Origin of the sequence: Rhizobium azibense (genome assembly GCF_004342325.1) — a bacterium.
In the GTDB taxonomy this organism is placed as follows: domain Bacteria; phylum Pseudomonadota; class Alphaproteobacteria; order Rhizobiales; family Rhizobiaceae; genus Rhizobium; species Rhizobium etli_B.
The window spans coordinates 307,162-331,184 of sequence record NZ_SMBJ01000005.1; the positions used below are offsets into that span (position 1 = coordinate 307,162).

Genomic DNA, 24,023 nt, shown 5'->3' on the forward strand with positions numbered 1-24,023 from the left:
TCGCTGCGCCGCACTGAATGGCAAGATTTGCCACGGTCATTTTTCTTTCGCTTCTTATCGCCGTGGGCGCTGAAGCGGCGACAATCACCAACACTGATCCGGCGCCGGTCGTCGTTGTCGTCACCGAAGGCGGTAACCGCGTCGAGGTCGTCGTCGATGCCGGCGCATCGGAGACGCTCTGCGCCGCAGGCTGCTTCATGACGACTCCGGACGGCGACCGCATCGGCCTCGGCGGCGGCGAGACCATCGAGATTGTCAAAGGCTCGGCGATCATCAAGTAGACGTTCGCCGCACAACCCTTCGCGCATAGTCTCTTAAGCATAAGTCCAGAAAGAGAAGCCTGCCCTACAGACCGCCTTCCTCTTATGGTTTCACGCGACGGCGATTAACAAATACTCAAACGAATTGATGTATCGGTTTCGTCGGGGACAGAATTTCCATTAAAAGGTCTGCTATGTCATTTTTAGGCATTTCGGGAATGCAGTATTCCGGAGAGATGTTTGCTGGTGCGCGTATTATTCTCGCTGAAGATTCTAATGTCTTTACGTCGATGATCAGCAAACGGCTGAAGGAGCTTTTCGATATCGACGTCGAGATCTGCCGCAATTTCGAGGAATTGCAGCTTGCCTACGACAAGTCTTCCGAACCGATCATGCTCGCGATCTCCAACATCAACCTTCCCGGCGCTGAGAAGGGCGAGGCGCTGGAATATCTCGTCGATCTCAGTATTCCGACGATCGTCTTTACCGGCACCTTCAACGAGGGGCTGCGCGACGAATTGATGGCAAAGGACATCGTCGACTACATCCTCAAGGACAACATCTTCGCGGTCGATCTGCTCGCAGAAGCGATCTGCCGCTTCCTGACCAACAAGCGCCATCACGTTCTGATCGTCGATGACAGTGCCACGGCGCGCGCGCTGCTCTCCAGCCGCCTGAGGCGTTACAACTTCCGCGTCAGCGTTGCCGAGAGCGGCGCCAAGGCGCTCGAGATCCTGAAGGCTAATCGTGACATTGGCCTCATGATCACCGACTACAACATGCCCGATATGGACGGCTTCGAGCTCACGCGGCGCATCCGCGCCAATATCGGCTCGCATCAGCTGCGCATTATCGGCGTCTCGTCCTCATCCAACCGGCTGCTTTCGGCGCGCTTTCTCAAGGCGGGCGGCAATGATTTCATGCTGCGCCCGTTCATCGACGAGGAGTTCTATTGCCGCGTCAACCAGAACCTCGACACGTTGCTGCAGATCCAGACGATGAAGAAGGAGAGGGCCGTTGCTTGATCGAGGATCCGACGCGGCATCCGGAGGGCCTCCGGATGAATGAGGAGTCTGCCGATGTTAAGATATTGCATTTTTCTGCAATCACAGGTTCCTTTATAAGCGTTCCGTCCCTTCAGCCGTGGCGGCCTGTCGGCTATCGTCCCTGCCGCCGCAATGAGGGCCGATTCAGCTCTTCATCGCACTTGGGAGAGTAGGCGCCATGGCATTTCAGGCGGATTTCACTCGGGACGGCTTAGGCCCACGCTTCGGAGCCCATAAGCTGCTTCTGGTTGAGGATTCCCGGATGTTTTCCGCAGTGCTCTGCCATCGGCTTCAGGCCGAACTCGGCTTTAACGTCAGACCCTGCTCTTCGCTGAAGGCGCTGCAGGAGGCGCTGGCACAGGATGGTCAGGGCTTCACGATGGCCGTCGTCGATCTCAACCTGCCGGATTCGCCCCATGGCGAGGCGCTTGATTGCACGATCGAACACAATGTTCCGACGATCGTCTTTACCGCGACCTTCGATACCGCGACACGCAATCGGATCCTGGAACGCAACGTCATCGACTACGTCCTCAAGGACAATGAATTCGCGCTCGACAATCTGGTCGCGACCGTGCGCCGCGCGATGCTGAACCGCAAGACGCGGGTCCTGGTTGTCGATGACGTTCCATCTGCGCGAAAGGTGCTCGTCGATCTCTTGAAGGCGCAGCAGTACATGGTCGTCGAGGCAACGTCGGGGCTCGAAGCTCTGGCTGCACTTGAGGCCTATGGGGACATTGAACTCGTGGTGACCGACCATCACATGCCGGACATGACGGGCTATCAGCTGACGCGGCGTATCCGCCATCGCTTCGGTTCTGACAGGATGCGGGTCATCGGCATCTCCTCGTCCAATGACCGCATGCTATCGGCAAGCTTCCTGAAGGCCGGCGCCAGCGACTTCGTTTACAGGCCGTTCGTGGCAGAGGAGCTTCAGTGCCGCATTGCCAACAATGTCGAGACGCTGACGCAGATGAAGCAATTGCGAACCGCCGCTGCATGCGACTATCTGACCAATCTGTATAACCGGCGCTATTTCTACGATTACGCGCCGAAGGTCGTGAACGAGTGCCTGAGGCAGAAATCGCCGAGTTCGGTCGCTATCCTCGACATCGATCATTTCAAACGGCTGAACGATACCTATGGCCACGAGATCGGCGACGAGGTGCTGAAGGCGGTTGCAAGCCGGCTTGCGACAATCTTCGAAGGCAGCGACAATCTACTCTCGCGCCTCGGCGGCGAGGAGTTTGCGATCCTTTTCCCGATGATGGATTCGGCCGCGGCAACAAAGCTCTGCGACGAAATCCGCTCGGATATTTCACGGCTGAAGGTGGCTGCCGACGACGAGGAACTGTCGGTCACAATCTCGATCGGCGTTGCGGAAATCTCAGGCTACGAAACCTTCGAGAATTACCTCAACGCCGCCGACCAGTTTCTCTACATGGCCAAACACAAGGGCCGCAACCAGGTCTACTCTGACGCCAGAATGACGGAGGAAGCGGCGCAGTAGTGCGCCGCCCTCTTTGTTATGCCGCGATCGCTTGGCGAGCCGTTGCCATCGTCAGCTTGCGCTCGGCGCGCTCCTGCTGCGGTGAACGGTTGTAAAGTTCGCGATAACACTTGGAGAAATGCGACGCGGAGACGAAGCCGCAAGCGACGGCGACTTCGACGACCGGCATCGAAGATTGCACGAGTAGGTGGCGGGCACGATCGAGCCGGATTTCCAGATAGTAGCGAGCGGGAGACCGACCCATTTCCTGCCGGAAAAGCCGCTCGATCTGGCGGCGGGACAGCCCGGCGCCATCAGCGATCTCGAGGAGCGACAGAGGTTCGGCGAGATTGCCTTCCATCAGTTCGATGATCGACAGAACCTTGGAATTCTGGACGCCGAGACGGGCGCGCAGCGGCAGGCGCTGACGGTCGTGGGGACTGCGGACGCGATCAGTCAGATGCTGCTCGCAAACGCGGTTGACGAGCGCTTCGCCGAAATCCTGGCCGATGAGGTTCAGCATCATGTCGAGCGAAGCGGTGCCGCCGGCGCAGGTATAGAGATTGCTGTCCACTTCATAGAGATCGGCATAGACCTCCGCCTGCGGAAAGGCTTCGGAGAAGCCGGGCAGGTTTTCCCAGTGGATCGCGCAGCGCTTGCCGTTCAAGAGCCCGGCTTGGGCAAGCACATGCGCGCCCGTACAGAGACTGCCGACTGCCACGCCGCGATTGTAGGATTCGCGAAGCCAGGCATTGACGGACTTGTTGTTGAAATCCTCGACATCGATGCCCGAACAGACGAGCACCATGTTCGGGCGGTTCTCACCGCCGAGATGCCGGCGCTCTTCGGCCAGCGACGAATTGGCCTCGACGCCGATTCCGCATGAGGAGTAGACCTTGTTGCCGTCGACTGAGGTCAGCCGCCAGGTATAAGCCTGATAGCCGAGCATGCGGTTGGCAATGCGCAGCGTGTCGATCGCCGCCGAAAAGGGCAGCATGGTGAACTGGGGAACCATAAAGAAGACGAGAGAACGCTTCTTGGTCAGCATCTTGTTCATGAGAAAAATCCATGCTCGAGGGGCGATTGCCTATTCGTTGCGTGGAATGCGTCGTTCTGATGTCTCGAAAACGACATTCGCATGGAAAAATGCGGCCGTGAAGAGCTATTTTGCGACATTGTGGAATTTGATCGTCGTCAAATGACGAAGACACTCGGCAAAAGTCGCTGAGCCGGCTTGCCTGAAATTATATGCCGCTAAAATTCAAGTTAAATCTGCGGAGCGCTGAAACGATGAAGGCGGCGCTGCCGGAGGGCTGGCGCCGCCTTCAAGCGAGGAGGTATGTCGCATTCATTACATTACCTTGCGCTCATCCGCGTCGTCCGCAGACGGCCAACCAATGTCCTTGCGAATGTCGAAAGGCATGGATTCGATTTCCCGCGCGTTCTGCCACTGGTGCCAGGAATGCGCGAGCCTGCGGGCAAGGCTTGCTACATCAAAATGCGCGTCGGAGGATGAGCTCTTGCCATCCCGGTAACCGATCGAAGTCATCATCGTTTCCTTTCTCACGAGGTTTGCTCTTGCTGATGAATATGGTGCTTGGCCATCCATCAAACAAACGAATAGATTTTATGGATACGATCAGATTTGTTGAACCTATCGGAGAGGTCCCTGTTTGCCGTCGCAGCCTCATTTGTTGATGAACTCACATTAGAGCGAAGCAAACACTGGCCTATAGCGAAGCAGATTCAGCCACAGCGAAACGGATTCAATCAAAGCGAAATAGCTATCAGACCATATCGAACTGATTTAATTGTGAAAAGTTGTTTGAGGCGATCGTCGGTAATGCAATAAAAACCTCTATCAGATGGAGACTTGCAATACACTCCACAAGGTTCTCGGGGATACGCAGCCGAACCAGTAAAAGCAGACGGTCAACGAAGCACGGTGGGCGTCCTCAAACCCCGCCACTCTTTCTGCTCGACCGTTGAGAGCAACTCTGCGTAAGAACTGTATAATGACTGAAAGCCATCCATTAGCGTTTGCGCAATGACGATGGCTCTCGTTGCTATTCAGCGCCATCAAAGGAGGGAACCAGCTGTCAGGCGACATGCAAAACTGGTCCGGTAGCGACACCTAAAACTGGTCCTCCTTTAACACGGTAGGAGGGACTGATGGACGTCGCGACAGGTACGAAGATCTCCGCGGGAATGGCGCGGAGAGAAGCGATGCTCGAACCGGACGAGGTGACTGCGATGCTGCGGCTCAAGAAGCTGGGTTGGGGCACGAGGCGTATCGCGCTCGAGCTTGGATGCTCTCGCACGACAGTACAGCGATATATCGAGACGGGTGGCTGGCGCGGATATCGACGAGCCCGCAAGGAAACGCAGCTCTCGAAGCATGAGACGTGGGTTCGGGAACGATTTTTTCGGCATGGCGGTAATGCTGATGTCGTTCGACAAGATCTGGCTCGGGAACTTGGCATAGAGGTCAGCCTTCGCACGGTTGAGCGGGCTGTCTCGGCTTATCGCCAGCAGCTCGCGGCGCTAGCTCTGGCGACAATGCGCTTCGAGACCCCACCGGGTCAGCAGATGCAGATTGATTTTGGCGAGAAGCGAATAGAGATCGGAGGCGAGAAAGTCCGGGTCTACATCTTCGTGGCGACGCTTGGCTATTCGCGTCGCACATACGCGGCTGCGTTTCTTCACGAACGCCAGTCTGCCTGGTTCGATGGGATGGAGGCCGCATTCAGGCATTTTGGCGGTGTGACAAGCGAGGTCCTTGTCGATAATGCTGCCGCATTGGTTACCCGGCACGACGCGGTGACGCGTGAGGTCGTGTTCAACGATCGACTGCATGCCTTCTCCCGTTACTGGGGTTTCCGTCCCCGTGCCTGTGCACCATACCGGGCGCGCACCAAGGGCAAGGACGAACGTGGCGTCGGGTATGTGAAGCACAATGCACTTGCCGGACACAGCTTTGACAGCATGGAAGCCCTTCATCTGCATCTGGCGTGGTGGATGCGCACGGTTGCCGATCTTCGATGCCATGGCACGACAGGTGAGCCACCGCTGGAACGCTTTGTCCGCGACGAAGCTGCAACGCTACGCCCGCTAAACGGCAGGCCGCCATTTCGTCAAATCCGAGAGCTGCTCCGCAAGGTTCACGCCGACTGCGCTGTTGAGGTCGACACCAACGCCTACTCGGTTCCCTGGCGGCTCGTTGGCGAGATTGTCGAGGTGACAATCAGCGGCGGCCAGGTCCGCGTGTTCCATGCTGGCCAGCTTGTCGCGAGCCATGCCGAGGCACACGGGCGTCATCGTCGCCTGACAGATCCCGCCCACTTTGCCGGCGTCAGCGGCTTTGGCATGCCTGCCACGCAAGTCGAGCAAGCGGACGCGCCGGCTCCCAAGCTGCCTGAACTTCTTCGCCCGCTGGCGGAATATGAGCTGTTGATTGGAGGGCAATGGTGATGACGGTTGATCACGACACGCTGATCGGCTGGCTGAGCCGGCTGAAGCTCACCGCCATCCGCGATCAGCTCGACAACCTCCTTGACGAAGCCTCGCGCGCAGATCTCACCATCCGCGAGACCCTCGCATTCCTGTGCGAGCGGGAGATTGCACGGAAGGACGAGCGGCGCATTATCATGGCGATGAAGATCGCGCATTTCCCGCATGCGCGAGATCTTGAGGGATTTGATTTTGAAGCGCAGCCCAGTATCGATCCGCAACAGATTCGAGAACTTGCCACCGCGCGCTGGGTGGCAAACGGGGATGCATTGCTGTTGCTAGGTCCGCCTGGTGTGGGGAAGTCTCACCTTGCGATCGCGCTCGGAAGAGAGGTCATCCGTCAAAACTACACGGTGCTGTTCACCACTGCGCAGGCGTTGGTCGCAACGCTCGTGAGAGCACATGGCGAAGGACGCCTCGAAGAACGGCTCGCGTTTCTCGCCAAGCCCAAGCTGCTCATCATCGATGAGCTAGGCTATCTTCCGTTCGACCCCAACGCAGCTCACTTGTTCTTCCAGCTCGTGTCCCGGCGCTACGAGCGGGGCGCGATGCTTGTCACCTCCAACCGCAGTGTCGGAGAGTGGGGAACGGTGTTCGGGGATCCCGTCGTGGCAACTGCTATCCTCGACCGGTTGCTGCACCACAGTCACGTCATCACAATCCGCGGCGATAGCTACAGACTACGAGAAAAGCGCCGTAGCGGCCTTCTACAAAAAGCCGCAACGACGCTCGGTATGGAGAGTAACTAACAACCCTTGGCGGACCAGATTTGCGTGTCGCCAACGGACCAGTTCACGATGACGCTTGATACCAGCATGCTGACCCACGAAGAGTTCTACGCGCTCGCGCAGGAGAGGGGAGTTCCAGCTCCATAACCTTTCGATTTCCGGAATGGGTCAGGCTGCCGACTCAATGGATCGAGGCGAAGGGCCTGTTCGCAATCACACTCCCGTTAGGGTCACAGCAATCCCGTTCGCCGTATCGCCCCGCAGAAACTGCTCGTCCGTAAGGGTAAGCGACGGAACGTTTAACCTCTCGTCTGGCGGAAATTTGGGCCGGACGCCCTCGGCAAACCCGTGCGGCGTCAGGATGAATAGAATTAAGGCGGCTTCGATTAAGCGTCTCATGTAAGCACCTCCGGCTCACAGCGCTGATGGCGCTAGTAGGTTACTGGTGTTCCATCAAGCTCCGGAGGAGGAACGTCCTTCAGACGCTCACCCATCCACTCATTTGGAAGCTCGACAACCAATAGCCCGACGGCCTCGTAGGCTGTTTCTTGGGAACCGCTGGCGACGATGCAGGCTTGATCTTCTCTGCTTGGACGTCCCCGCCGAAAGAAATCGTAAATCAGGACCCAGCTGTTATCGCGATAAAGCACGAAGTGGCGGATTGTTTCACCTTGTTTGCCCTGATTGCTGTTGTTCAGGATTGCTTCTCTTTCACCCATTATCGTTACAACATAGTTCCAGACGACATCCGACTGGCCGCAAAGCAATCTCAGTTTGGCTGTGAGCATAGAACCGTTTGATTGCGGTTCTGCGCTGGCTTGGGAAAAGGTTAAAACAGCACCTAAAACGCCAATCCCAACGCATCGACCTGAAGCCGCGATGGCGGGTCCAACCATTTTCAGACGATCTCGCATGGTCCCCCCAAATCCGTGACCGGATTTTACGGGCGGCATTCTAACGTTTCGGCGTTCTTTTCCTATTTACCTAATGTGAGTAGTAATCGAACTTTCATTTTACAACTGCAGATAGCGCTTCGGAAAATCTCAAGATCGAACTGACCGATGATCGGGATGCCGGATGTGACACCACAAGAGGACGTGCTGTCGACCGCTTCGCAAGCGATTGATAACAAGGCCGAAGGTGACGCCGCTACTGCCGTGCGACAGCAGGACGAGAGGATGAGGCTTCCCGGCATTCTTCAGCGCGGCATCCGGAGCGATGGGATGCAGCCGGAAAATCGGATGTTCAGTCGCAAGCGTTTCATTGGCGCTATCGACGGCCGGATACCACATAGTCCAGGAGAGCGGACGAGGGCCGTCGCCGGTCCAGTTCGTCCTGGTGTGGTCGAATGAGAGTCCTTCCGCGAAACCGACCGGCATTACGTCTCCTGTGCAACGAAAGAGTTCACGTCCATCTTAGGCGCTCTCCTTAACCGATCATCTGGAGCAAATTCTGTAACTGGAGATTTACCAGCTTGCAATCAGAAGGCCGCCACATCTTGGAAGTCTCGGTTGTTTTTCGTACAACGATCTCACTAACAGGGGTTGTGTTCGTGATCTTCGTGGCGCTTGGACTTCTTATTGCTCATGTTGTTTTGATCGCCACTGGTTTTGGTCTTCGCAATAGCCAGGAACAATGGGTGCTGGGCCTGATGTTCGGTTGGTATGGCTTTGCCATGCTTGGCTGCATAGCCGCCTTATGGATTCACTATAGAAAATCGACCCGGCGCACGGAGCCGTTTCGCTAGTTGCAGGGCTATTCAGATTCGAAGCCAAGTGACGCCGCGCTCGTGCTTTTTGAGACGGAACATCTCAAAGCCAACATTCGGACTGCATTGGCGGAAGCGGCTCTGGGCCCTTGGCAGCGGAGCTTTCTGTCGGACGTGCTCTCAAGGTTGGAGAAATATGGCAGCAGGACGCGGTTGAGCGATAAGCAACTGACCAGGCTGCACCAGATTCTCCGGCGTGACGGAGCAGGACATCGAGGAGCGACGCCGACATACCGCGCTGCTGTACATCGACGCCGCTCGCAAGATCGCACACGTTCTTTCCTGTCACGACGGGCCAGATGGTGGGGCAGGAGAGTTGTCCGGGACATTGCGATCGTGGCGGCCATTGCGGTCGTCGGACTTCTCTACTCATTGTTCACCGCCGATGGGGAGTGGCAGGAAGCAAGGGCGAAGAGCGAGGCGGATGGGCCGATCGTCGCGAACATCGTCAGTTCGCTGCTGCATCCGACACGCTTCTACCGCGGCTTTTCCAAGCCGTCGGAATAGCCAGAAACTCCGAACGCAATCGATTGAGAAGTATTCTCGGACACCGAGTTTCGCAAGCTCGGCGTCCCGCTGGGTGAGCTTCTTAAAGGTATCATCGAGGCGCGTCGCTAGATCACGCTGCTGCATGTTCAGGATGTCATTAGCATTCCGCAGGTTGGCCGCCTCCTGTTCAGTGGCAAGCAGCTCCTCAACGCGCTTGAGGATGTCGTTGGCATCTTTCTCGCCCAGGGCCTCCTTGATCCGCTTGTAGGTGTCCTTTTGAAGAACGAGTTCCGCCAGTCTTCGTCATATTGGCTTTGTGCGGCCTCGGGCAGCTTGCTGACCAAGGTCGCCACCTCGGTTTTCAGCTCCTCGATCGTTCGGTCCTTCTCGCGACTGGTTTCGATGACAGCTGATTGAGGGCGTCTTCGGCTCGCGCCGCAGCGATCATCGACCGCTGGAGAGGTGACAAGCGTCCCGTTTTCCTGGACTTTGGTGACGCCGAGTTTCCATTGGCCTGGATGCCATCGAGAGGGGTACTTTGGTGGCTTAGCTCTACGCTCCGCGGGCGTGTGATTGCGACGCCCGTTCACCGCCAGAGCGTGGTGGACCCATATACTGTCTGGCACTTCCATACGCGGATTTGGTAGACCAATGCCACCTATGTCACGTCGATCGGGACGGCCGAGATTTTGAATCTCGGATTGCGCGTAGGTGCTATCGCGACCTTGCGTGGGATTTTGGACCCGGAGCGATGCCTAGTCTGCAATATCGTCCGGGTAAAGCCGTCGATGGGGCCTTCGCAGACGAACGTACATCATTTGATACTTCGCACCTGCGGTAATTATCATACGATTCAAAACGCTAAATAATCACAAAAATCAGTTGCTTGCTCGAAGTTTCTCGACTACGTTTTTACATAAGAGTTCCGAAATAACCGGCCGTCGCCGGCGATACTCACCGGTCGTTTGACCTCGCTTGTGGGAGGATGATGACGTTGTTTTGTCTGACTTCGTTTGTTCGCAATGGTGTAGCGAATGCGTGATCTCATCTCGATCCGATACCGACCTACGACGGCAATCTGACGCGTCGTAAACCAACCCTTTATTCCACTTTTCTAAGATGGTGCTCCCCTGTGGCGCGCCCGAGGTTTGTTATGCAAAAGCAAGCTGTCGTATTCAATGGTCAGGAAGTCGGGATCGCGGTCCCTGTCGAAAACCGCCTCAAATTCATCGCGGTCCGCTTCAATGTCATCGACTTGGACAACAGGCTCTTTGACACGGTAACCGAAATCCGGCGCGCCATTACAGAGCATCTCGCGTCCAGCGGTCGCGCGATCACCTCTCACTGAGTGGCAAGAGATATTCTTCTACGTCATGCGGCGTCCGTCATCGGAGGCCGACATGAACGCAATCCCCATCTGCTTCACAACGCTGCCCGATTACGAGAACTCAAAGGTAAAGAATGGTTGACGAACGAGCATCAGCCGAGCCGGGTTCAATGCCCCACGTCTCAACCATGATACTCCCGAACACCGTCATCGAACTGAATTCTCTCGTGACTCCGAGGTCGGTTGTCGTGTTGATGTCCGATTGAGGTTCCTTGGGCCCAGCAAGCTGATGCTCAGGGCTCTTGCTTCCTACTCACGAACCTCAAGCTTGTCGCCACCCGCTTGGAAGCATGCGCTTTTGTGTCAGTCCCTTCCTGAAGGCCCAAAATCGCCGCCCAAGATCATGACTGGAACAATGCCATGTCATCCCTTGTTAGCTTCGGAGAAGAGGACAAGGCCATGCCCAGAATCCTAAATTCGCACCGGATTGTTGCTTCGTCGGATCTGACCTTGCTGCCGAGGCGCTTTATTCGACGCCCAGAATCATTTTTTCGTGAAACGGTGAATCGTTTTTTCGGGCGACTCGGTTTTCCAGGCCTTCTCATGAAGCAGTTTGAATTGATCGTATAGTCGGCACTGACAAACGTGACGCAGAGGCGAAACAGTCCCGAGAATCGACTATCCCGTGCACACATCGGGCGCCGGAGGCGATGGCTGGAAGGATGACCTTTGAAGGGCGGTCTGCACGCCCCCGGTTTCGTTGCGCAGGCTATCCTCAGCGAGCGCAAGGCCCGCTTCGCGGCGCAAGTACCACACATCTATTGGAAGCCGACGTCCCGGCAGTGCCACCGCACTCTGCGATATCCAGAGGGCAGGTGGAACGGGGTTCTGAAGCTGGGCCATCAGGGCCGACGACACGACGAGCGGCGCATCGAATGATTTGGCCAGAGACTCCAGGCGCTGGGCGACGTTAACCGCATCACCGATTACGGTAAACTCGCTATGGCATCCGCTGTCCAGGACGCCGCCGACGACCGTGCCGTAGTGCAAGCCAATACCTGCGTTGAGGCCAGGGTAACCACTGTGGTTCTTCCAATCGCTGAGCGCATCGACGAGATCAAGCGCGCATGCCAAGGCGCGGTCTGCGTCGTCTTCTCTGGGGGAGGGTTGGCCGAAGACCGCCATGACCCCGTCGCCAATAAACTTATCGACGGTCCCGCCGTGCTCAAAAATGGTGCCCGAAACAAGGTGCCGGTATTCCCCCAGAACCCAGGCCAGTTCGCGTGCTGGCGCAGTCTCGGCAAAGCTTGTGAAATTTCGCAAATCAACGAACATGATCGCCGCGTTGCGACGTTCGAGATCGAGAGCCGAACTGCCTTCCTCAAGGTCCGCGACCACGAGCGGCGAGAAGAACCTCGAAAGGTTGAGACGTCGCTCATCCGCTCGCAGCGCTTCCTTGCGCGTCCGGTCGTGGTCCTTCGCGAGAAGATAGATTGCAAAGGCGGTGAAGCCAAAGCTGACCGTGAGACCCAGGTCCTGATTGAAGAACGATGCGATCAACGACACCGTGTCAGCCGTATGATGCCTCGCAGCAGTGATAGCCAGCATGGTGATCCACGAAAAGAGGACGAGGCTGGAGAAGATAAGGACCAGCCGCCGATCCAGCTTGAGGCCTACATGGTTGAGCAGGATAAATGCCACCACCAAGCTGGTTGTCGTCAAATTGTGGTTTTCGGTAACCGGCCCGCCAAGGATGTGCCCTTATAAAATTAAGACGACCAGCAAGGAGTCGAGTACGACAAAGAGGGTTTTCAACCAAGAGCGATCAGGAAGGAATCGCGCTGTTGCGACGGAAGTGATGCTGATGACGAGATAGCTGACGACAACGATTAAGTGCGTCCTTCCGGCGCCTTCGTTGCCGCCTAGCAAGAGGTTGGCGAGAAGAATCGCGAACGCGACAAAGCGCAGAAGGATCGAACGAATTTCTCGCGCGTAGTCCCATTGAGCGCCGTTTGCAGATTTCATGGCGGTCTTTACCTGGCTTTTCGATCACGCCTTGCCTGCTTTGCGGCGGAAGCGTCTTTTTTGTGACGACGGTGTCGCGAGTTAGAGGAACATGGACCTTTCCAAGGTTGGAAGGTCAAGGCGAACGACGTCTTTGGCGGCCGCTGCCGTTTATCTCTCGCCGTTCCTTTGACGACTGATTACTTTGCCATCTTCAGCCACGATGCGCAGCCCACTCATGTCAACTTCAAAACTGTGCCGAGCCGTACGCTCGTTTCCTTTGGGATATCGAACACACGCCAATCGTATCCCGCTTACCCGACAGCGCCCCGCCGCACACGAGCTGACAACACTGTCCGGTTGGACGACAGAGCTTCGCATTGGCCATCTGTCGACGTCCGTAGCTTTCTCAGCCAAGACATCGGGTTTCGATTTTGTCGTGCCATAAATGGAAATGTCGTCAGAACAGATTTTCGAGGTGAGCGCGAGCAGATCGCTTTTGGGCAGCGAGCTTGCCGTGATGACGCCCAGGACGACATAGGTAATCCCTCCCATGACGGGAAGGTCAAGGGCTCCTGTTAGCGATGGTTTCAGAAGTTGCTTAGGACGCGAACGCAGGCGAGAATGCGGCGTTGCTAGCGATCAAATCTTCGGGCCATGGAGAGAGATGTGAGGCTGCGAGAGATTTTGGATAAAGCACCGGCCACCGTTGCGTTCATAGATATCGCGGGGTTCAGCGCGATTGCGGATGTTTATGGAGACGCAGCCGCGCTTGACGTGCTTGAGGTATTCGAGAGCATGGTCCGCGACGCCCTGAGCGGCTATGAGCCTCCGATTAAATGGATCGGTGATGAGGCAATGCTCTCATTTCGCGAGCCCGATACAGCGATCCAGGTACTCGGAGCGTTGTTGCAGGCATGCCGCAAGGAGCCACGGCTACCCCTCACTCGGGCGGGGCTGAACCATGGGCCGGTCATCCGCAGAGCAGGCGATCTCTTTGGCACGACTGTCAACATTGCAGCACGAATCGCCGCGCTCGCATCGCCTGGTCAATTACTTGCCACTCAACCCGTTGCCGAGGCGGCTATTGCCAGAGGCATTCTAGTGCGAGACCTCGGAATGATGGCGCTGAGATCGGTAGCCGGGGAAGTCCATCTCTATGAGATCGAGCTTGCTCCGTCGGCTGATCCAGCCTGGATCGATCCTGTGTGCAAGATGCATGCACCATACTCATCCTATAAGCGGGCCGCCCCGCAGGGGCCGTGGTTTTGTTCGCCACGTTGTGAAGAAGCATATCGACGGTCGCCGCAGACCTATGAGTTGCCCCGGTGACAGTAAGCGGATGGAGACACTTGTTTAATTTGGCGGCCCGCTACGGAAATCAAATGTGCATGAAGCTAGACGGCTAGGCGAGCGCGAGCTTGATGCCGTCTTCAAGGACAGGTCAGTTGCGGAAAGCCAACTACGGACCGTTGTGATGGCAAAAGCGAGCTCCACCCTCATTAAGGCGCAAACCCGTAGGGCCTTGCTGGCGCCCTACGCATACGCACAGCGAAACAATCCGGCTCCGCGTCGCCTCGATCGACACGCAGGTCAAGTACGACATGACCGACCCGTTCAACACCCATTACATGCGTGCAGTGTAAAACCTCGGCTACGGGAGAATTGCGGGCGGCAGCCTCTGGAAAGAAGCTGTCTTTCACTAACGAGCCAAGGGGCGTTCAGCCGCAATAACCCGTTCTTTTATCTCTCATTGCTTTGGCTGCTCTGTTTGAGCCGGGTTGTCATATAGCGGAAGCGAGGCAAATTCCTTTGTCCGACAAAGCAGTTCGTCGACTGAGGAAGCTCACACGATGAGCAAAGACGCAGTCGAGGGAAGTACACCGGGCAAATCTCCGCCAGAGCACTTACCACAGATCGTATTTCAGCGGGCTGACACAAGACCAAACGCCTGCAGCCCAACGTTCAGCGGCGTCCCATCAGACGTGTCCGGATCGCGTTCGAGACGGCATCGAAGGCAAACACGACAATCAGAATCAGGAGCACCATGTAGCCGACGTTTTCCCAGTCCTGGTTGGTGCGCATCGCCTCCCACAGTTTGAGGCCGATTCCTCCCGCCCCGACGGCGCCGATGATCGTCGCTGAGCGCGTGTTGGACTCCCAGAAGTAGAGGGCCTGCGACGCAAAGACAGGAAGTACCTGCGGCAGGACACCGAACCGCTGTACCGCAATCGGCGACGCTCCGACGGAGCGGACGCCTTCCCGCTGCTTCTCGTCGATGTTCTCGAGTGATTCCGAATACAGTTTGCCCAGCGTCCCGGTGTCTGTGAAGAAGATCGCCGAGATGCCGGCCAGGGGGCCGGGCCCGAAGCCGCGTGTGAAGAAAAGCGCCCAGATCAGCATGTCGACGGAGCGAAGGAAGTCGAAGGACCTCTTCGTCACGTGGTTTGCAACACCGTTGCGCGTGATGTTGCGTGCTGCGACGAATGCCAGGGGAAAAGCGACGAGCGAAGCGAACAGAGTCCCGACGAACGCCATCACGATGGTCTGCAGGAGCTTGGTCCATACGTCGAGGTGCTGCCATTCGCTGTTGTAGAGGATGTTGTTCCAGGCGAGAGCCAGGTTGCTCCGCTCCGGGTCGATGCGGGGACCGCCGAAAATGAGGCTCGCAACCTCGGAATATGGCTTCCCAAAAAAGGGAGACCGCGTGTCGAACAGGAAATTCGCCCATCCGAGAAACCGCTTGTGGACCTTGACGTCGTTCGTCGTGACTTCCGCCCAGCCGGCGAATCCGAAGCTGGCGATGATCTTCTCGCCCGGCCGCCTCTGCGACGCCCAGTCCGGAAGGGGGGCGTCGATGCGAATGTCCGACCTACCCATCGGCACGACGACCGTTTCAGCACCTCTCGTCAACACCGCCTTATTGGCAGTCATTTCTATCGAGGAATTGCTGCTCATGGCGATCCGCGCCCGTGTAACAACCTCCTCGGTGACGGTTGCCGGAGCGGTCGCCGCCGGGGCCTGCGGGGGCGATTCGGGCCCTTTAGGTGCGGACGATCCCATGGCAGCACCGGGAACCATCAGCGATATGCTGCTTTTCGGCGTCGTCTGCGGCTCGGACAGGCTGACCGTCGGTGTGGCCGTGCCGGTCTGATGGGTTACGACGGACTTTTCGGTCTCCACCCAGCCGGGGTTCGGATCTTCGCCAAGCGGATCGAACCGCGAATAGGAAATCTTCATGGTCCCGTCGGCTGCCATGTCGATCTCCGGGCGAACCTCGTAGGAGATCCAGTCGGCAAGATAGGTGCCGGCGATCGAGTAGTCGGCCTGAGAGAAGACCTTTCCGAACGCGAAGAACCAGAATGAGAACGCTACATATGCGGCAGCGAGAATGACGAGAAGAGGCGCGCGGTAGGGGCGCAGCGAGGTCCTGTCGAAGAACTGCGGGTGGCGCGCGGCGATGTCGGCCTTTTGGACGGGCGAAAGCGTGTTCATCGATGCAACCTCATGCGACGGTGCGGAACGACTGCTCGCCGACCAGCTTTCTACGCAGCCATGCGGAGAACTGGTCGACGGCAATGATGGTGCAGAAGAGGAGGAATACGATCGCAAGAGTCTTGGCCGGATGACCCTGTCCGATCGAAAGCCTGAGAAGTTCGCCGATACCGCCGCCGCCGACCGCTCCGATGATGGTGGACGCCCGCACGTTGATCTCGAGCCTCAGGAGGAAATAGCTCACGAAGTTGGGCATGACCTGCGGCACCATTCCAAACCAGACCCGTTCAAGCCAGGTCGCGCCGACGGCCCGCAGGCCTTCATCAGGGCGCATGTCGGCGTTCTCCACCACCTCGAAGAACATCTTTCCGAGCGCTCCGGTGGTGTGGACGGATAGTGCGATGATCGCCGGGACCGGCCCGAGCGAGAGGATCGCCAGGCAAAAGCCCGCGATGACGACCTCGGGAAACGCCCGCAGGATCTCCATGAAACGGCGCACCGCTCCACGGACATAGGCATTCGGCATCATGTTTTTGGCAGCGAAGAAGCACAGTGCAAATCCCAGGCAGAAGCCGACGCCCGTGGAGAAGATGGCGATGTTCACCGTCTCGACGATCTTTTCGACATATTCCGGAACGTAGAGGGTCTGCGTGACGTAGAACCGGCCCTCGGGATAGTCGTACTTCTGGCTGCCGTCGTAATAGGGGGAAGGGAGATCGAGCAGGGCGCGCGCCGGCTCCCACGCGTCACGCGGCACGAGGTCCCCCACGAAGTCTGCCAGATAGGGTAGGCGGTCCCAAAACTTGCCCGCGTTGGTCTCATTGGCGAACCACACCGAACCCGCTGTGAAGACGACGACGAGAAACAAGGCAAGGAATGTCTGGCCGCGGCGCCGGGAGGCAAGTTCGTGCCAGTGCCGCTCGATCATGTTTGCGGATTCACTCGGGAAGTGGCGCAGCGCGGTGTCGCTCATAGTCAACCTTCGAACGTGGGATATGGCAAAGCCGCCGGAGGGAACCGGCGGCTTTGCGGGAGGAAACGGCATCAGCCGCCAATGGCTGCCTTGCGGACGTCGACGATCGGCTTGTAGAAATCGACGTTGACTTCGGTAAAGCCCTTGAAATCGCCCCCCTGAATTGCCGAGAAGCAGGCCGGATCCGACTTCGGCAGGTCCATCATGAACGCCTTGAATTTGGCCTTCATGTCTTCGTTCAGCGAGGAACGCACGACGACTGGGCCATTCGGGATGAGCGGCGACTTCCAGAGCTCGACGAGGTCGTCCATGTTCAAGATGCCCTTGTCGACCATCTTGCGAAGGTTACCGGAGCTGTAGCCATCCTTGAACTCGCCCACGCCCGAGGCCCAGGTCGTGCCCGCATCGAAGTTGCCTTTTACGACTTCCAAGACGAGATTTTCGTGGCCGCCGCCAAAACCGGTGGAGGAGAAGTATTCCTTGACCGGAGCGCCAGTGGCTTCAGGCAGTGTGACGAGGGGAACGAGGTAGCCGGAAGTCGAGTCAGGATCGGCAAAGCCGAGCTTCTTGCCCTTCATTTCTTCGAGCTTCTTGATGCCGCTGTCCTTGCGGGCGACCATGACCGAGTAGTAGCCGGTTGCGCCGTCGGTCTGCACGGTCGTCAGGATCGGCTCGACGGCCTTGGGATTGGCGAGATAGACCTTGGCATAGGCCGATGCGCCCAGTTCTGCGTAGTCTAGCGTGCCGCCGAGCAGGCCCTGGACAACGCCGTCGTAGTCAGCTGCCGGGAAGAAGGAGACCTTCTCGACGCCGATTGCTGCAGGAAGCTTTTCAGACAGGCATTGGAAATTGCGCAGCCGGTCAGCTTCGTTTTCGCCTCCCAGAATGCCAACCCGGAATTCCTTGAGATTTTCGGCTGCGGCAGCGCCGGCAAGCGCTAGAAGCGCTGTCGCGGCGAAGAGTGCTTTCTTTACCATGGTTCTCTCCTGATTGACCGGTTTCCCGGTGTCTTGCTGTTGCGAAGAAGTTTGCTTGTCGACGCGGGCGATCGATCGCCGCCCTTTCTCACAGACCCGCCAGGGCGACGGGTTGCCGGGCGGCGGGTGCTTGAGCGGTGGCTGGCCCGGGCATGTTGATCGAGGTGGAGGTCATTGTTTCGTCGATGCCGGCGCCATCCCTGTCGGTGCCGTAGATTTCCTTGACCGCAGCCGCTGTCAGCTCGGAAGGCTTACCGTCGAAAACGATGCGGCCGGCGGCCATGCCGACGATGCGTTCACAGTAATTGCGCGCCGTATCGAGCGTATGCAGGTTGGTGATGACTGTGATGCCCTCGCGCTCGTTGATGTCGCGCAGCGCATCCATGACGATCTTGGCATTCAGCGGGTCGAGCGAGGCGATCGGCTCGTCGGCGAGGACCATCTTCGGGTTCTGCATCAGGGCACGCGCGATGGCCACGCGCTGCTGCTGGCCGCCGGAGAGCGTACTGGCCGTTTGTAGCGCCGTCTGTTCGATGCCGAGGCGCTCCAGAGCCGCAATCGCATGAATACGCTCGTCGCGGCTGAAGATGCTGAGGATGCTCAGCATGGTCGGGCGGTGATTGAGGCGGCCGAGCATGACATTGGTCAAAACGTCGAGGCGAGGGACGAGATTGAACTGCTGGAAGATCATCGCACAATCGCGCTGCCAGTTGCGCAGGGCTTGGCCACGCAGAGCAGAGACCTCGACGCCGCAGAATTGGATGGAACCGGAAGTCGGCTCCTGCAGGCGGTTGATCATGCGCAGAAGTGTGGATTTGCCGGCGCCCGAGCGGCCGATGATGCCCACCATTTGGCCCTGCGGTATTCTCAGGTTCGTCTGGTCGACCGCGGTTTTGCCACCGAACCGCCGGGTCAAATCCGTTATTTCCAGCATTGGCGCGTCCCTCGTCATTGCGTCTGAGGGGACATATGCCGCGTTCGTAACGGTGGAATGTCGGTTTTATGTCACTTTTATAATGTTTGCCGATTTTCTCCTGGCTGCACGACGGATAATGGATGTGTTGGCCAGCTCTTATCTGCTGGAGGCCGGAACCGTCCGGCTAAGATTTGAAATCAGATGGAAACTGCCGAGAAGACGTTGACTCTATTTGTCTAATTTGATCTTGGTTCGATGCTCGAAATCCGCCCTCGCTGGCGCAGCCGGCACGCGTTGCCGATGCCTTCCTTCCCGCACGATGAATTGATACAAAACTGTCACAAAACTGTTACGTGGTGCCTATAGAGGGGAGCCGACGCCGAAGCGTCATCGTTACATTCTACGGGAGAGTATCCATGAACAAATATCTCGGAAGCTGCGCAGTCGCCGCTATTTTGCTGGCAACTGCAGGCGTCGCATCGGCTCGCGATCAGATCAAGATCGTCGGCTCCTCCACCGTGTTTCCCTACACTCAAGCAGTTGCTGAAGAGTTTGCCAACAAGACTGGCAAGCCCGCTCCGGTCGTCGAGTCCACCGGCACGGGCGGCGGCTTCAAGGCCTTCTGCGGTGGCGTCGGCGAAGACTTCGCAGATATCACGGGCGCTTCCCGCGCAATCAAGGAATCGGAAGTCAAGCTCTGCGCCGGCAACGGCGTGACCGACATCACCGAAGCTCTCATTGGTTATGACGGCCTGTCTGTCGCCGTATCCAGGTCCAATACCGGCGACTGGAACCTGACCAAGGGGCAGATCTTCCAGGCGCTCGCCGCGCAGCTTCCCGACGGTAAGGGCGGCCTGACTGCCAACCCGAACAAGAAGTGGTCGGACATCGACAAGTCCCTCCCGGACGTCGATATCGTCGCCTTCGGACCGCCGCCGACCTCCGGTACCCGTGACGCATTCGTCGAACTGGTTATGCATCCGGGCTGCGAGAAGACCCCAGGCATGGCTGACCTCAAGAAAGCCGACGAGAAAAAATACACGGAAGCCTGCTCGCGCATGCGTCAGGACGGCCCGTTCATCGAAGCCGGCGAAAACGACAATCTCATCGTTCAGCGTCTTGAATCCGATCCGAACTCGGTCGGCATCTTCGGCTATTCGTTCCTCTATGAGAACGAAGACAAGCTCAAGGATATCAAGATCGAAGGCGTCGAGGCAAGCTTCGAGACCATCAAGGACGGCTCTTATCCGGTATCCCGACCGCTCTTCATCTATGTCAAGAATGCGCACCGCGACGTCATCCCTGGCATGAAGGAGTTCCTGGAAGAATATACTTCCAAATCTTCGATGGGCGAGGACGGCTACCTTGCTGAACGCGGTCTGACGCCTCTCGACGAATCCAAGCGTGCGGAAGTCGAGAAGGCTGTCATGGCAGCCAAGAAGCTCGGCTCGTAATATCGAACTTCACCGGCCGCCTGCGCAGCCCGCGGGCGGCTTCTTCTTATATGGGGGCAACATGTTCGGTTATCTCTTCCTCGTATTGGTTGCCGCAGCCGTGGTCGCGGCCTACTTCGGAGGCTTGCGCGCCCTCGCCGTATCGACAACGGCAGGAACGAGCCGCATCAAGGCGCATTCCCGGCCGATTTACCACGGTCTCAACGCTGCGATCTGGACCGCTGTTCCCGCTTCCATCTTTCTTCTTCTCTGGCTTGCCTTCCAGTCCAGCGTCGTGAACCAGCTTGTGCTCGCCTCATATCCTGGCTCCGAAGGCATGGACAGTGCTGCACTATCGCTGCTCATCGGCGAAATCCGCCAGGTTGCGGCCGGAAACCTCTTCCGCCAGCCAACGCCTGAAGTGGCTGCTGCAGCCGAACATCTTCGGTCGCTCCAGACCTACTCCACCTATCTGATGATGGCGATTGGCTTCTGCATCGTCGCGGTGGGTGCATTTCTCGGGATGAAGGTGATCAGCCCAAGGTATCGCGCCCGCCACAGTGTCGAGACTGCGGTCACGGGTTTCATGATGTTCTCCTCCCTGGTTGCCATCATCATCACAGTGGGCATCGTCGGCTCGCTCGTATTCGAAGCGCTCCACTTCTTTGCAAGGGTTCCGGTCACCGAATTTCTCTTCGGCCTGCGTTGGGAGCCTCAGATCGCCATCCGCGCAGACCAGGTGGCCGGGCAAGGCGCGTTCGGCGTTCTTCCGGTCCTGTTCGGCACGTTCGTCATCTCGGCGATCGCTATGCTGGTTGCGGTTCCGACGGGGATACTCTCCGCCATCTATCTGACCGAGTATGCGCATCCGCGGTTCCGTGCCGTTGTGAAGCCGCTTCTTGAAATTCTCGCGGGAGTTCCGACGGTCGTCTACGGCTTCTTCGCCGTGCTGACGGTCGCCCCTGCTATTAGGGCCCTGGGCGCTTCCGTGGGGATAGCCTCGTCGCCGAACAGCGCGCTTGCCACCGGCCTTGTCATGGGCGTGATGATTATTCCGTTCATTTCCTCGCTTTCGGACGACGCCTTTGCGGCGGTGCCGCGTGCCATGCGCGACGGCTCGCTGGCCCTGGGAGCAACCAAGGGCGAGACTATCCGCAAGGTCCTGCTGCCGGCCGCTTTGCCTGGCATTATCGGCGGCGTCCTTCTGGCCCTTAGCCGTGCGGTCGGCGAAACGATGATCGTCGTCATGGCAGCCGGCCTAATCGCGAAGATCACACTCAACCCCTTCGATGCGGTCACCACCGTGACCGTCCAGATCGTCACCCTTCTCATCGGCGACTCCGAGTTCGACAACCCGAAGACGCTGGCGGCTTTTGCACTCGGCCTTGTACTCTTCCTCGTCACACTCGGCCTGAACCTCATCGCGCTGCGCACCGTGCGCAAGTACCGGGAGAAATATTGATGTCCACGACCGCAGTCGCCGGAACGCGTGTGAACTGGCATTCGGATGACATGAAGGCACGCCGGAAGGCACGCTATGCCGCTGAGCGGCGTCTCCAGGCTTATGGCATGATCGCAATCATTTTCGCGCTCGGCTTCCTCGCTTTCCTCATCGGTTCTCTGACGCTCACCGGGTACAAGGCGTTCACCCAGACGGTGGCCACCATAAACATCGACCTCAGCAAAGCTGAGCTCGATACAAGTGATATGATGAAGGCCGACTGGCGCGGCGCCGTGCGCGAGGCACTGCGCAACCAGATTGGGGACCTGCCACGCAGGCAGGAGAAGGCCTTCTTCGACCTCTTCACATCCTCGGCACCGTTCCTCGTTCGCGATGCAGTCATTAAGGATCCAGCACGCCTCAAGGCACCGAGCAGCTTCGTCATCCCGATGTCCGATCCGGCCGACCAGTTCGTCAAAGGCGAGATCAGCCGGGATACGCCAGAGAGCCAGCGGCGCATCAGCGACGAGCAGATCGGCATGATCGACCAGCTCGTATCCAAGGGCGTAATCTCCAGTCCGTTCAATTGGGCGCTTTTCCTCAATGCCGACAGCCGCTTCCCGGAACTGGCTGGCTTGGCTGGCGCGATTTCCGGATCGTTCTGGTCGCTGCTCGTCTGCTTCGCCATCAGCTTCCCGATCGGCATTGCGGCGGCGATCTACCTGGAAGAGTTCGCTCCCAAGAACCGTTTCACCGATCTCATCGAAATCAACATCAACAATCTTGCGGCGGTCCCGTCGGTGGTGTTCGGTCTCCTCGGGCTCGCCGTGTTCTTGAACGGTTTCGGCCTGCCGCGGTCGTCTCCGCTCGTCGGCGGCCTCGTCCTCTCGCTGATGACGCTGCCGACGCTCATTATTGTTACACGCGTGTCGCTGAAGGCGGTGCCTTCCTCGATCCGAGAGGCGGCCCTGGGGGTCGGCGCCTCCAAACACGAGATGATCTTCCACCACGTGCTGTCGCTCGCCATGCCGACCGTCATGACGGGAGCGATCATCTCGCTCGCGCGAGCTCTTGGAGAAACCGCGCCGCTGCTGCTCATCGGCATGAACGCCTTCATCACGAGCCCTCCGGACGGGATATTCGCGGCGTCGACGGCGCTTCCGAGCCAGATCTACATCTGGGCGGACAGCCCGGAACGCGGCTTCGTATCGAGAACCTCCGCCGCAATTCTCGTGCTTTTGGGGTTCCTCATATTGATGAACGCGATCGCCATCTTCCTCAGGCAGCGCTTTGAGCGCCGCTGGTAACGGAGTAAGGATTATGAACATGTTGACCGAAACAGCAGTTGAGAAGGCTCTGGAGCAGAAAATGAACGCGACCGCCTACAAGATGGTCGGCAAGACGGTGTCGGTTTACTACGGCGAGAAGCGTGCGCTATTCGACGTGAACCTGAACGTCCGCGAAAATACCGTTACCGCACTCATCGGCCCGTCGGGCTGCGGCAAGTCCACCTTCCTGCGCTGCTTGAACCGCATGAACGACACGATCGACAATTGCCGCGTCACGGGCGAAATCAAGCTGGACGACGCGGATATCTACGATCCGGACATTGACGTTGTGGAACTGCGCGCTCGCGTCGGCATGGTCTTCCAGAAACCGAACCCGTTCCCGAAGTCTATCTACGAGAACGTTTCTTACGGACCGCGCATCCACGGTATTGCCAGGTCGAAGGCTGACCTGGATCAGATCGTCGAAAGCAGCCTCCACAAGGCCGGTCTCTGGAACGAAGTCAAAGACCGCCTGCAGGAATCCGGCACCGGTCTGTCGGGAGGCCAGCAGCAGCGCTTGTGCATCGCACGAGCCGTCGCCGTCAGCCCGGAAGTCATCCTGATGGACGAACCATGCTCGGCGCTTGATCCTATTGCGACCGCCAAGGTCGAGGAACTGATCCACGAGCTTCGCGAGAACTACAGCATTGTCATCGTGACGCATTCGATGCAGCAGGCGGCCCGCGTTTCGCAGCGCACCGCCATGTTCCACCTCGGCAATCTCGTCGAGGAGAACGACACCGACAAGATGTTCACCAATCCGGACGACCCGCGCACCCAGGACTACATCATGGGCCGCTTCGGCTGATCTGCGGCGTTCAGGCTATTCAAGGACAATC

21 protein-coding genes and 2 pseudogenes are annotated in these 24,023 nt (G+C 58.0%); 13 read left to right on the top strand and 10 right to left on the bottom strand.

What is annotated here, in order from left to right; all coding sequences use genetic code 11:
* The first annotated feature begins 17 nt into the window (after positions 1 to 17).
* The 3 genes from EV130_RS14720 (at position 18) to EV130_RS14730 (ending at position 2,816) form a co-directional block, all read left to right on the top strand.
* On the top strand, positions 18 to 281 hold the full coding sequence (locus EV130_RS14720; protein ID WP_074061641.1) for a hypothetical protein: 264 nt from the start codon (positions 18 to 20) through the stop codon (positions 279 to 281).
* A 173-nt stretch (positions 282 to 454) separates the two neighbouring features.
* Positions 455 to 1,285 carry a response regulator gene (locus EV130_RS14725; protein WP_074061640.1) on the top strand — a complete coding sequence of 277 codons (831 nt, stop codon included), beginning with the start codon at positions 455 to 457 and terminating at the stop codon, positions 1,283 to 1,285.
* Between the two features lie 199 nt (positions 1,286 to 1,484).
* Positions 1,485 to 2,816, top strand: a complete 1,332-nt coding sequence (locus EV130_RS14730) for a diguanylate cyclase (protein ID WP_074061639.1) — start codon at positions 1,485 to 1,487, stop codon at positions 2,814 to 2,816.
* A gap of 16 nt (positions 2,817 to 2,832) precedes the next feature.
* On the opposite strand, the gene EV130_RS34230 is transcribed toward EV130_RS14730, so the two are convergent.
* Both EV130_RS34230 and EV130_RS14740 read right to left on the bottom strand, forming a co-directional pair.
* Positions 2,833 to 3,852, bottom strand: a complete 1,020-nt coding sequence (locus tag EV130_RS34230; RefSeq protein ID WP_039845252.1) for a GlxA family transcriptional regulator — start codon at positions 3,850 to 3,852, stop codon at positions 2,833 to 2,835.
* 294 nt (positions 3,853 to 4,146) lie between these two features.
* A complete protein-coding gene (locus EV130_RS14740; protein WP_074063212.1) occupies positions 4,147 to 4,344 on the bottom strand; it encodes a hypothetical protein in 198 nt (65 codons plus the stop codon).
* A 623-nt stretch (positions 4,345 to 4,967) separates the two neighbouring features.
* On the opposite strand from EV130_RS14740, the gene istA reads away from it, so the two are divergent.
* Both istA and istB read left to right on the top strand, forming a co-directional pair.
* Positions 4,968 to 6,266 carry an IS21 family transposase gene (gene istA, locus EV130_RS14745; RefSeq protein WP_165918526.1) on the top strand — a complete coding sequence of 433 codons (1,299 nt, stop codon included), beginning with the start codon at positions 4,968 to 4,970 and terminating at the stop codon, positions 6,264 to 6,266.
* Complete coding sequence (istB, locus tag EV130_RS14750) at positions 6,263 to 7,054, top strand: IS21-like element helper ATPase IstB (RefSeq protein WP_132660660.1); 792 nt, start codon at positions 6,263 to 6,265, stop codon at positions 7,052 to 7,054. Before istA ends, istB begins: the two co-directional genes overlap by 4 nt.
* Before the next feature lie 192 nt (positions 7,055 to 7,246).
* Here the strand turns inward: istB and EV130_RS14755 are convergent, their stop codons facing one another.
* The 3 genes from EV130_RS14755 to EV130_RS14765 form a co-directional block, all read right to left on the bottom strand.
* Positions 7,247 to 7,432, bottom strand: a complete 186-nt coding sequence (locus tag EV130_RS14755) for a hypothetical protein (protein ID WP_074061592.1) — start codon at positions 7,430 to 7,432, stop codon at positions 7,247 to 7,249.
* Positions 7,433 to 7,464: 32 nt separating this feature from the next.
* Positions 7,465 to 7,947, bottom strand: coding sequence for a hypothetical protein (locus EV130_RS14760; RefSeq protein ID WP_132550308.1), 483 nt, complete (start codon positions 7,945 to 7,947; stop codon positions 7,465 to 7,467).
* A gap of 129 nt (positions 7,948 to 8,076) precedes the next feature.
* The gene (locus EV130_RS14765; RefSeq protein WP_132660662.1) at positions 8,077 to 8,412 is read right to left on the bottom strand and encodes a hypothetical protein; all 336 of its coding nucleotides are present in this window, start codon (positions 8,410 to 8,412) and stop codon (positions 8,077 to 8,079) included.
* Positions 8,413 to 8,507: 95 nt separating this feature from the next.
* Between EV130_RS14765 and EV130_RS14770 the strand changes: the two genes are divergently transcribed.
* From EV130_RS14770 to EV130_RS14780, 3 genes and pseudogenes are all read left to right on the top strand, one after another.
* Positions 8,508 to 8,780, top strand: coding sequence for a hypothetical protein (locus EV130_RS14770; protein ID WP_237358479.1), 273 nt, complete (start codon positions 8,508 to 8,510; stop codon positions 8,778 to 8,780).
* A gap of 396 nt (positions 8,781 to 9,176) precedes the next feature.
* Positions 9,177 to 9,308 (top strand): annotated as a pseudogene (locus EV130_RS14775) (NIPSNAP family protein); the annotation flags it as partial.
* 1,135 nt (positions 9,309 to 10,443) lie between these two features.
* Complete coding sequence (locus tag EV130_RS14780; RefSeq protein ID WP_003577126.1) at positions 10,444 to 10,638, top strand: hypothetical protein; 195 nt, start codon at positions 10,444 to 10,446, stop codon at positions 10,636 to 10,638.
* A 657-nt stretch (positions 10,639 to 11,295) separates the two neighbouring features.
* On the opposite strand, the pseudogene EV130_RS14785 reads toward EV130_RS14780, so the two are convergent.
* Positions 11,296 to 12,642, bottom strand: a pseudogene (locus EV130_RS14785) (adenylate/guanylate cyclase domain-containing protein).
* Positions 12,643 to 13,308: 666 nt separating this feature from the next.
* Here EV130_RS14785 and EV130_RS14795 point away from each other — a divergent pair.
* Entirely contained in the window at positions 13,309 to 13,953 is a 645-nt protein-coding gene (locus EV130_RS14795) for an adenylate/guanylate cyclase domain-containing protein (protein ID WP_237358478.1), read from the top strand.
* A 633-nt stretch (positions 13,954 to 14,586) separates the two neighbouring features.
* Here EV130_RS14795 and phnE (EV130_RS14805) read toward each other — a convergent pair.
* The 4 genes from phnE (EV130_RS14805) to phnC all read right to left on the bottom strand — a co-directional run bounded on the left by phnE (EV130_RS14805) (position 14,587) and on the right by phnC (position 19,000).
* Complete coding sequence (gene phnE / locus EV130_RS14805; protein ID WP_132550299.1) at positions 14,587 to 16,116, bottom strand: phosphonate ABC transporter, permease protein PhnE; 1,530 nt, start codon at positions 16,114 to 16,116, stop codon at positions 14,587 to 14,589.
* Between the two features lie 10 nt (positions 16,117 to 16,126).
* Positions 16,127 to 17,089 (bottom strand): phosphonate ABC transporter, permease protein PhnE, encoded by a 963-nt coding sequence (gene phnE / locus EV130_RS14810; protein WP_074061586.1) that lies wholly within the window; start codon positions 17,087 to 17,089, stop codon positions 16,127 to 16,129.
* A 71-nt stretch (positions 17,090 to 17,160) separates the two neighbouring features.
* Complete coding sequence (phnD, locus tag EV130_RS14815) at positions 17,161 to 18,066, bottom strand: phosphonate ABC transporter substrate-binding protein (protein ID WP_132550296.1); 906 nt, start codon at positions 18,064 to 18,066, stop codon at positions 17,161 to 17,163.
* An 88-nt stretch (positions 18,067 to 18,154) separates the two neighbouring features.
* Positions 18,155 to 19,000 carry a phosphonate ABC transporter ATP-binding protein gene (gene phnC, locus EV130_RS14820; RefSeq protein WP_132660670.1) on the bottom strand — a complete coding sequence of 282 codons (846 nt, stop codon included), beginning with the start codon at positions 18,998 to 19,000 and terminating at the stop codon, positions 18,155 to 18,157.
* Positions 19,001 to 19,398: 398 nt separating this feature from the next.
* On the opposite strand from phnC, the gene EV130_RS14825 reads away from it, so the two are divergent.
* The 4 genes from EV130_RS14825 to pstB all read left to right on the top strand — a co-directional run bounded on the left by EV130_RS14825 (position 19,399) and on the right by pstB (position 23,992).
* Complete coding sequence (locus tag EV130_RS14825) at positions 19,399 to 20,436, top strand: PstS family phosphate ABC transporter substrate-binding protein (RefSeq protein WP_074061583.1); 1,038 nt, start codon at positions 19,399 to 19,401, stop codon at positions 20,434 to 20,436.
* A gap of 61 nt (positions 20,437 to 20,497) precedes the next feature.
* Entirely contained in the window at positions 20,498 to 21,877 is a 1,380-nt protein-coding gene (gene pstC, locus EV130_RS14830; protein ID WP_074061582.1) for a phosphate ABC transporter permease subunit PstC, read from the top strand.
* Positions 21,877 to 23,163, top strand: coding sequence for a phosphate ABC transporter permease PstA (gene pstA, locus EV130_RS14835; RefSeq protein ID WP_074061581.1), 1,287 nt, complete (start codon positions 21,877 to 21,879; stop codon positions 23,161 to 23,163). Before pstC ends, pstA begins: the two co-directional genes overlap by 1 nt.
* A gap of 13 nt (positions 23,164 to 23,176) precedes the next feature.
* Positions 23,177 to 23,992 carry a phosphate ABC transporter ATP-binding protein PstB gene (pstB, locus tag EV130_RS14840; RefSeq protein WP_074061580.1) on the top strand — a complete coding sequence of 272 codons (816 nt, stop codon included), beginning with the start codon at positions 23,177 to 23,179 and terminating at the stop codon, positions 23,990 to 23,992.
* Positions 23,993 to 24,023: the final 31 nt, after the last annotated feature.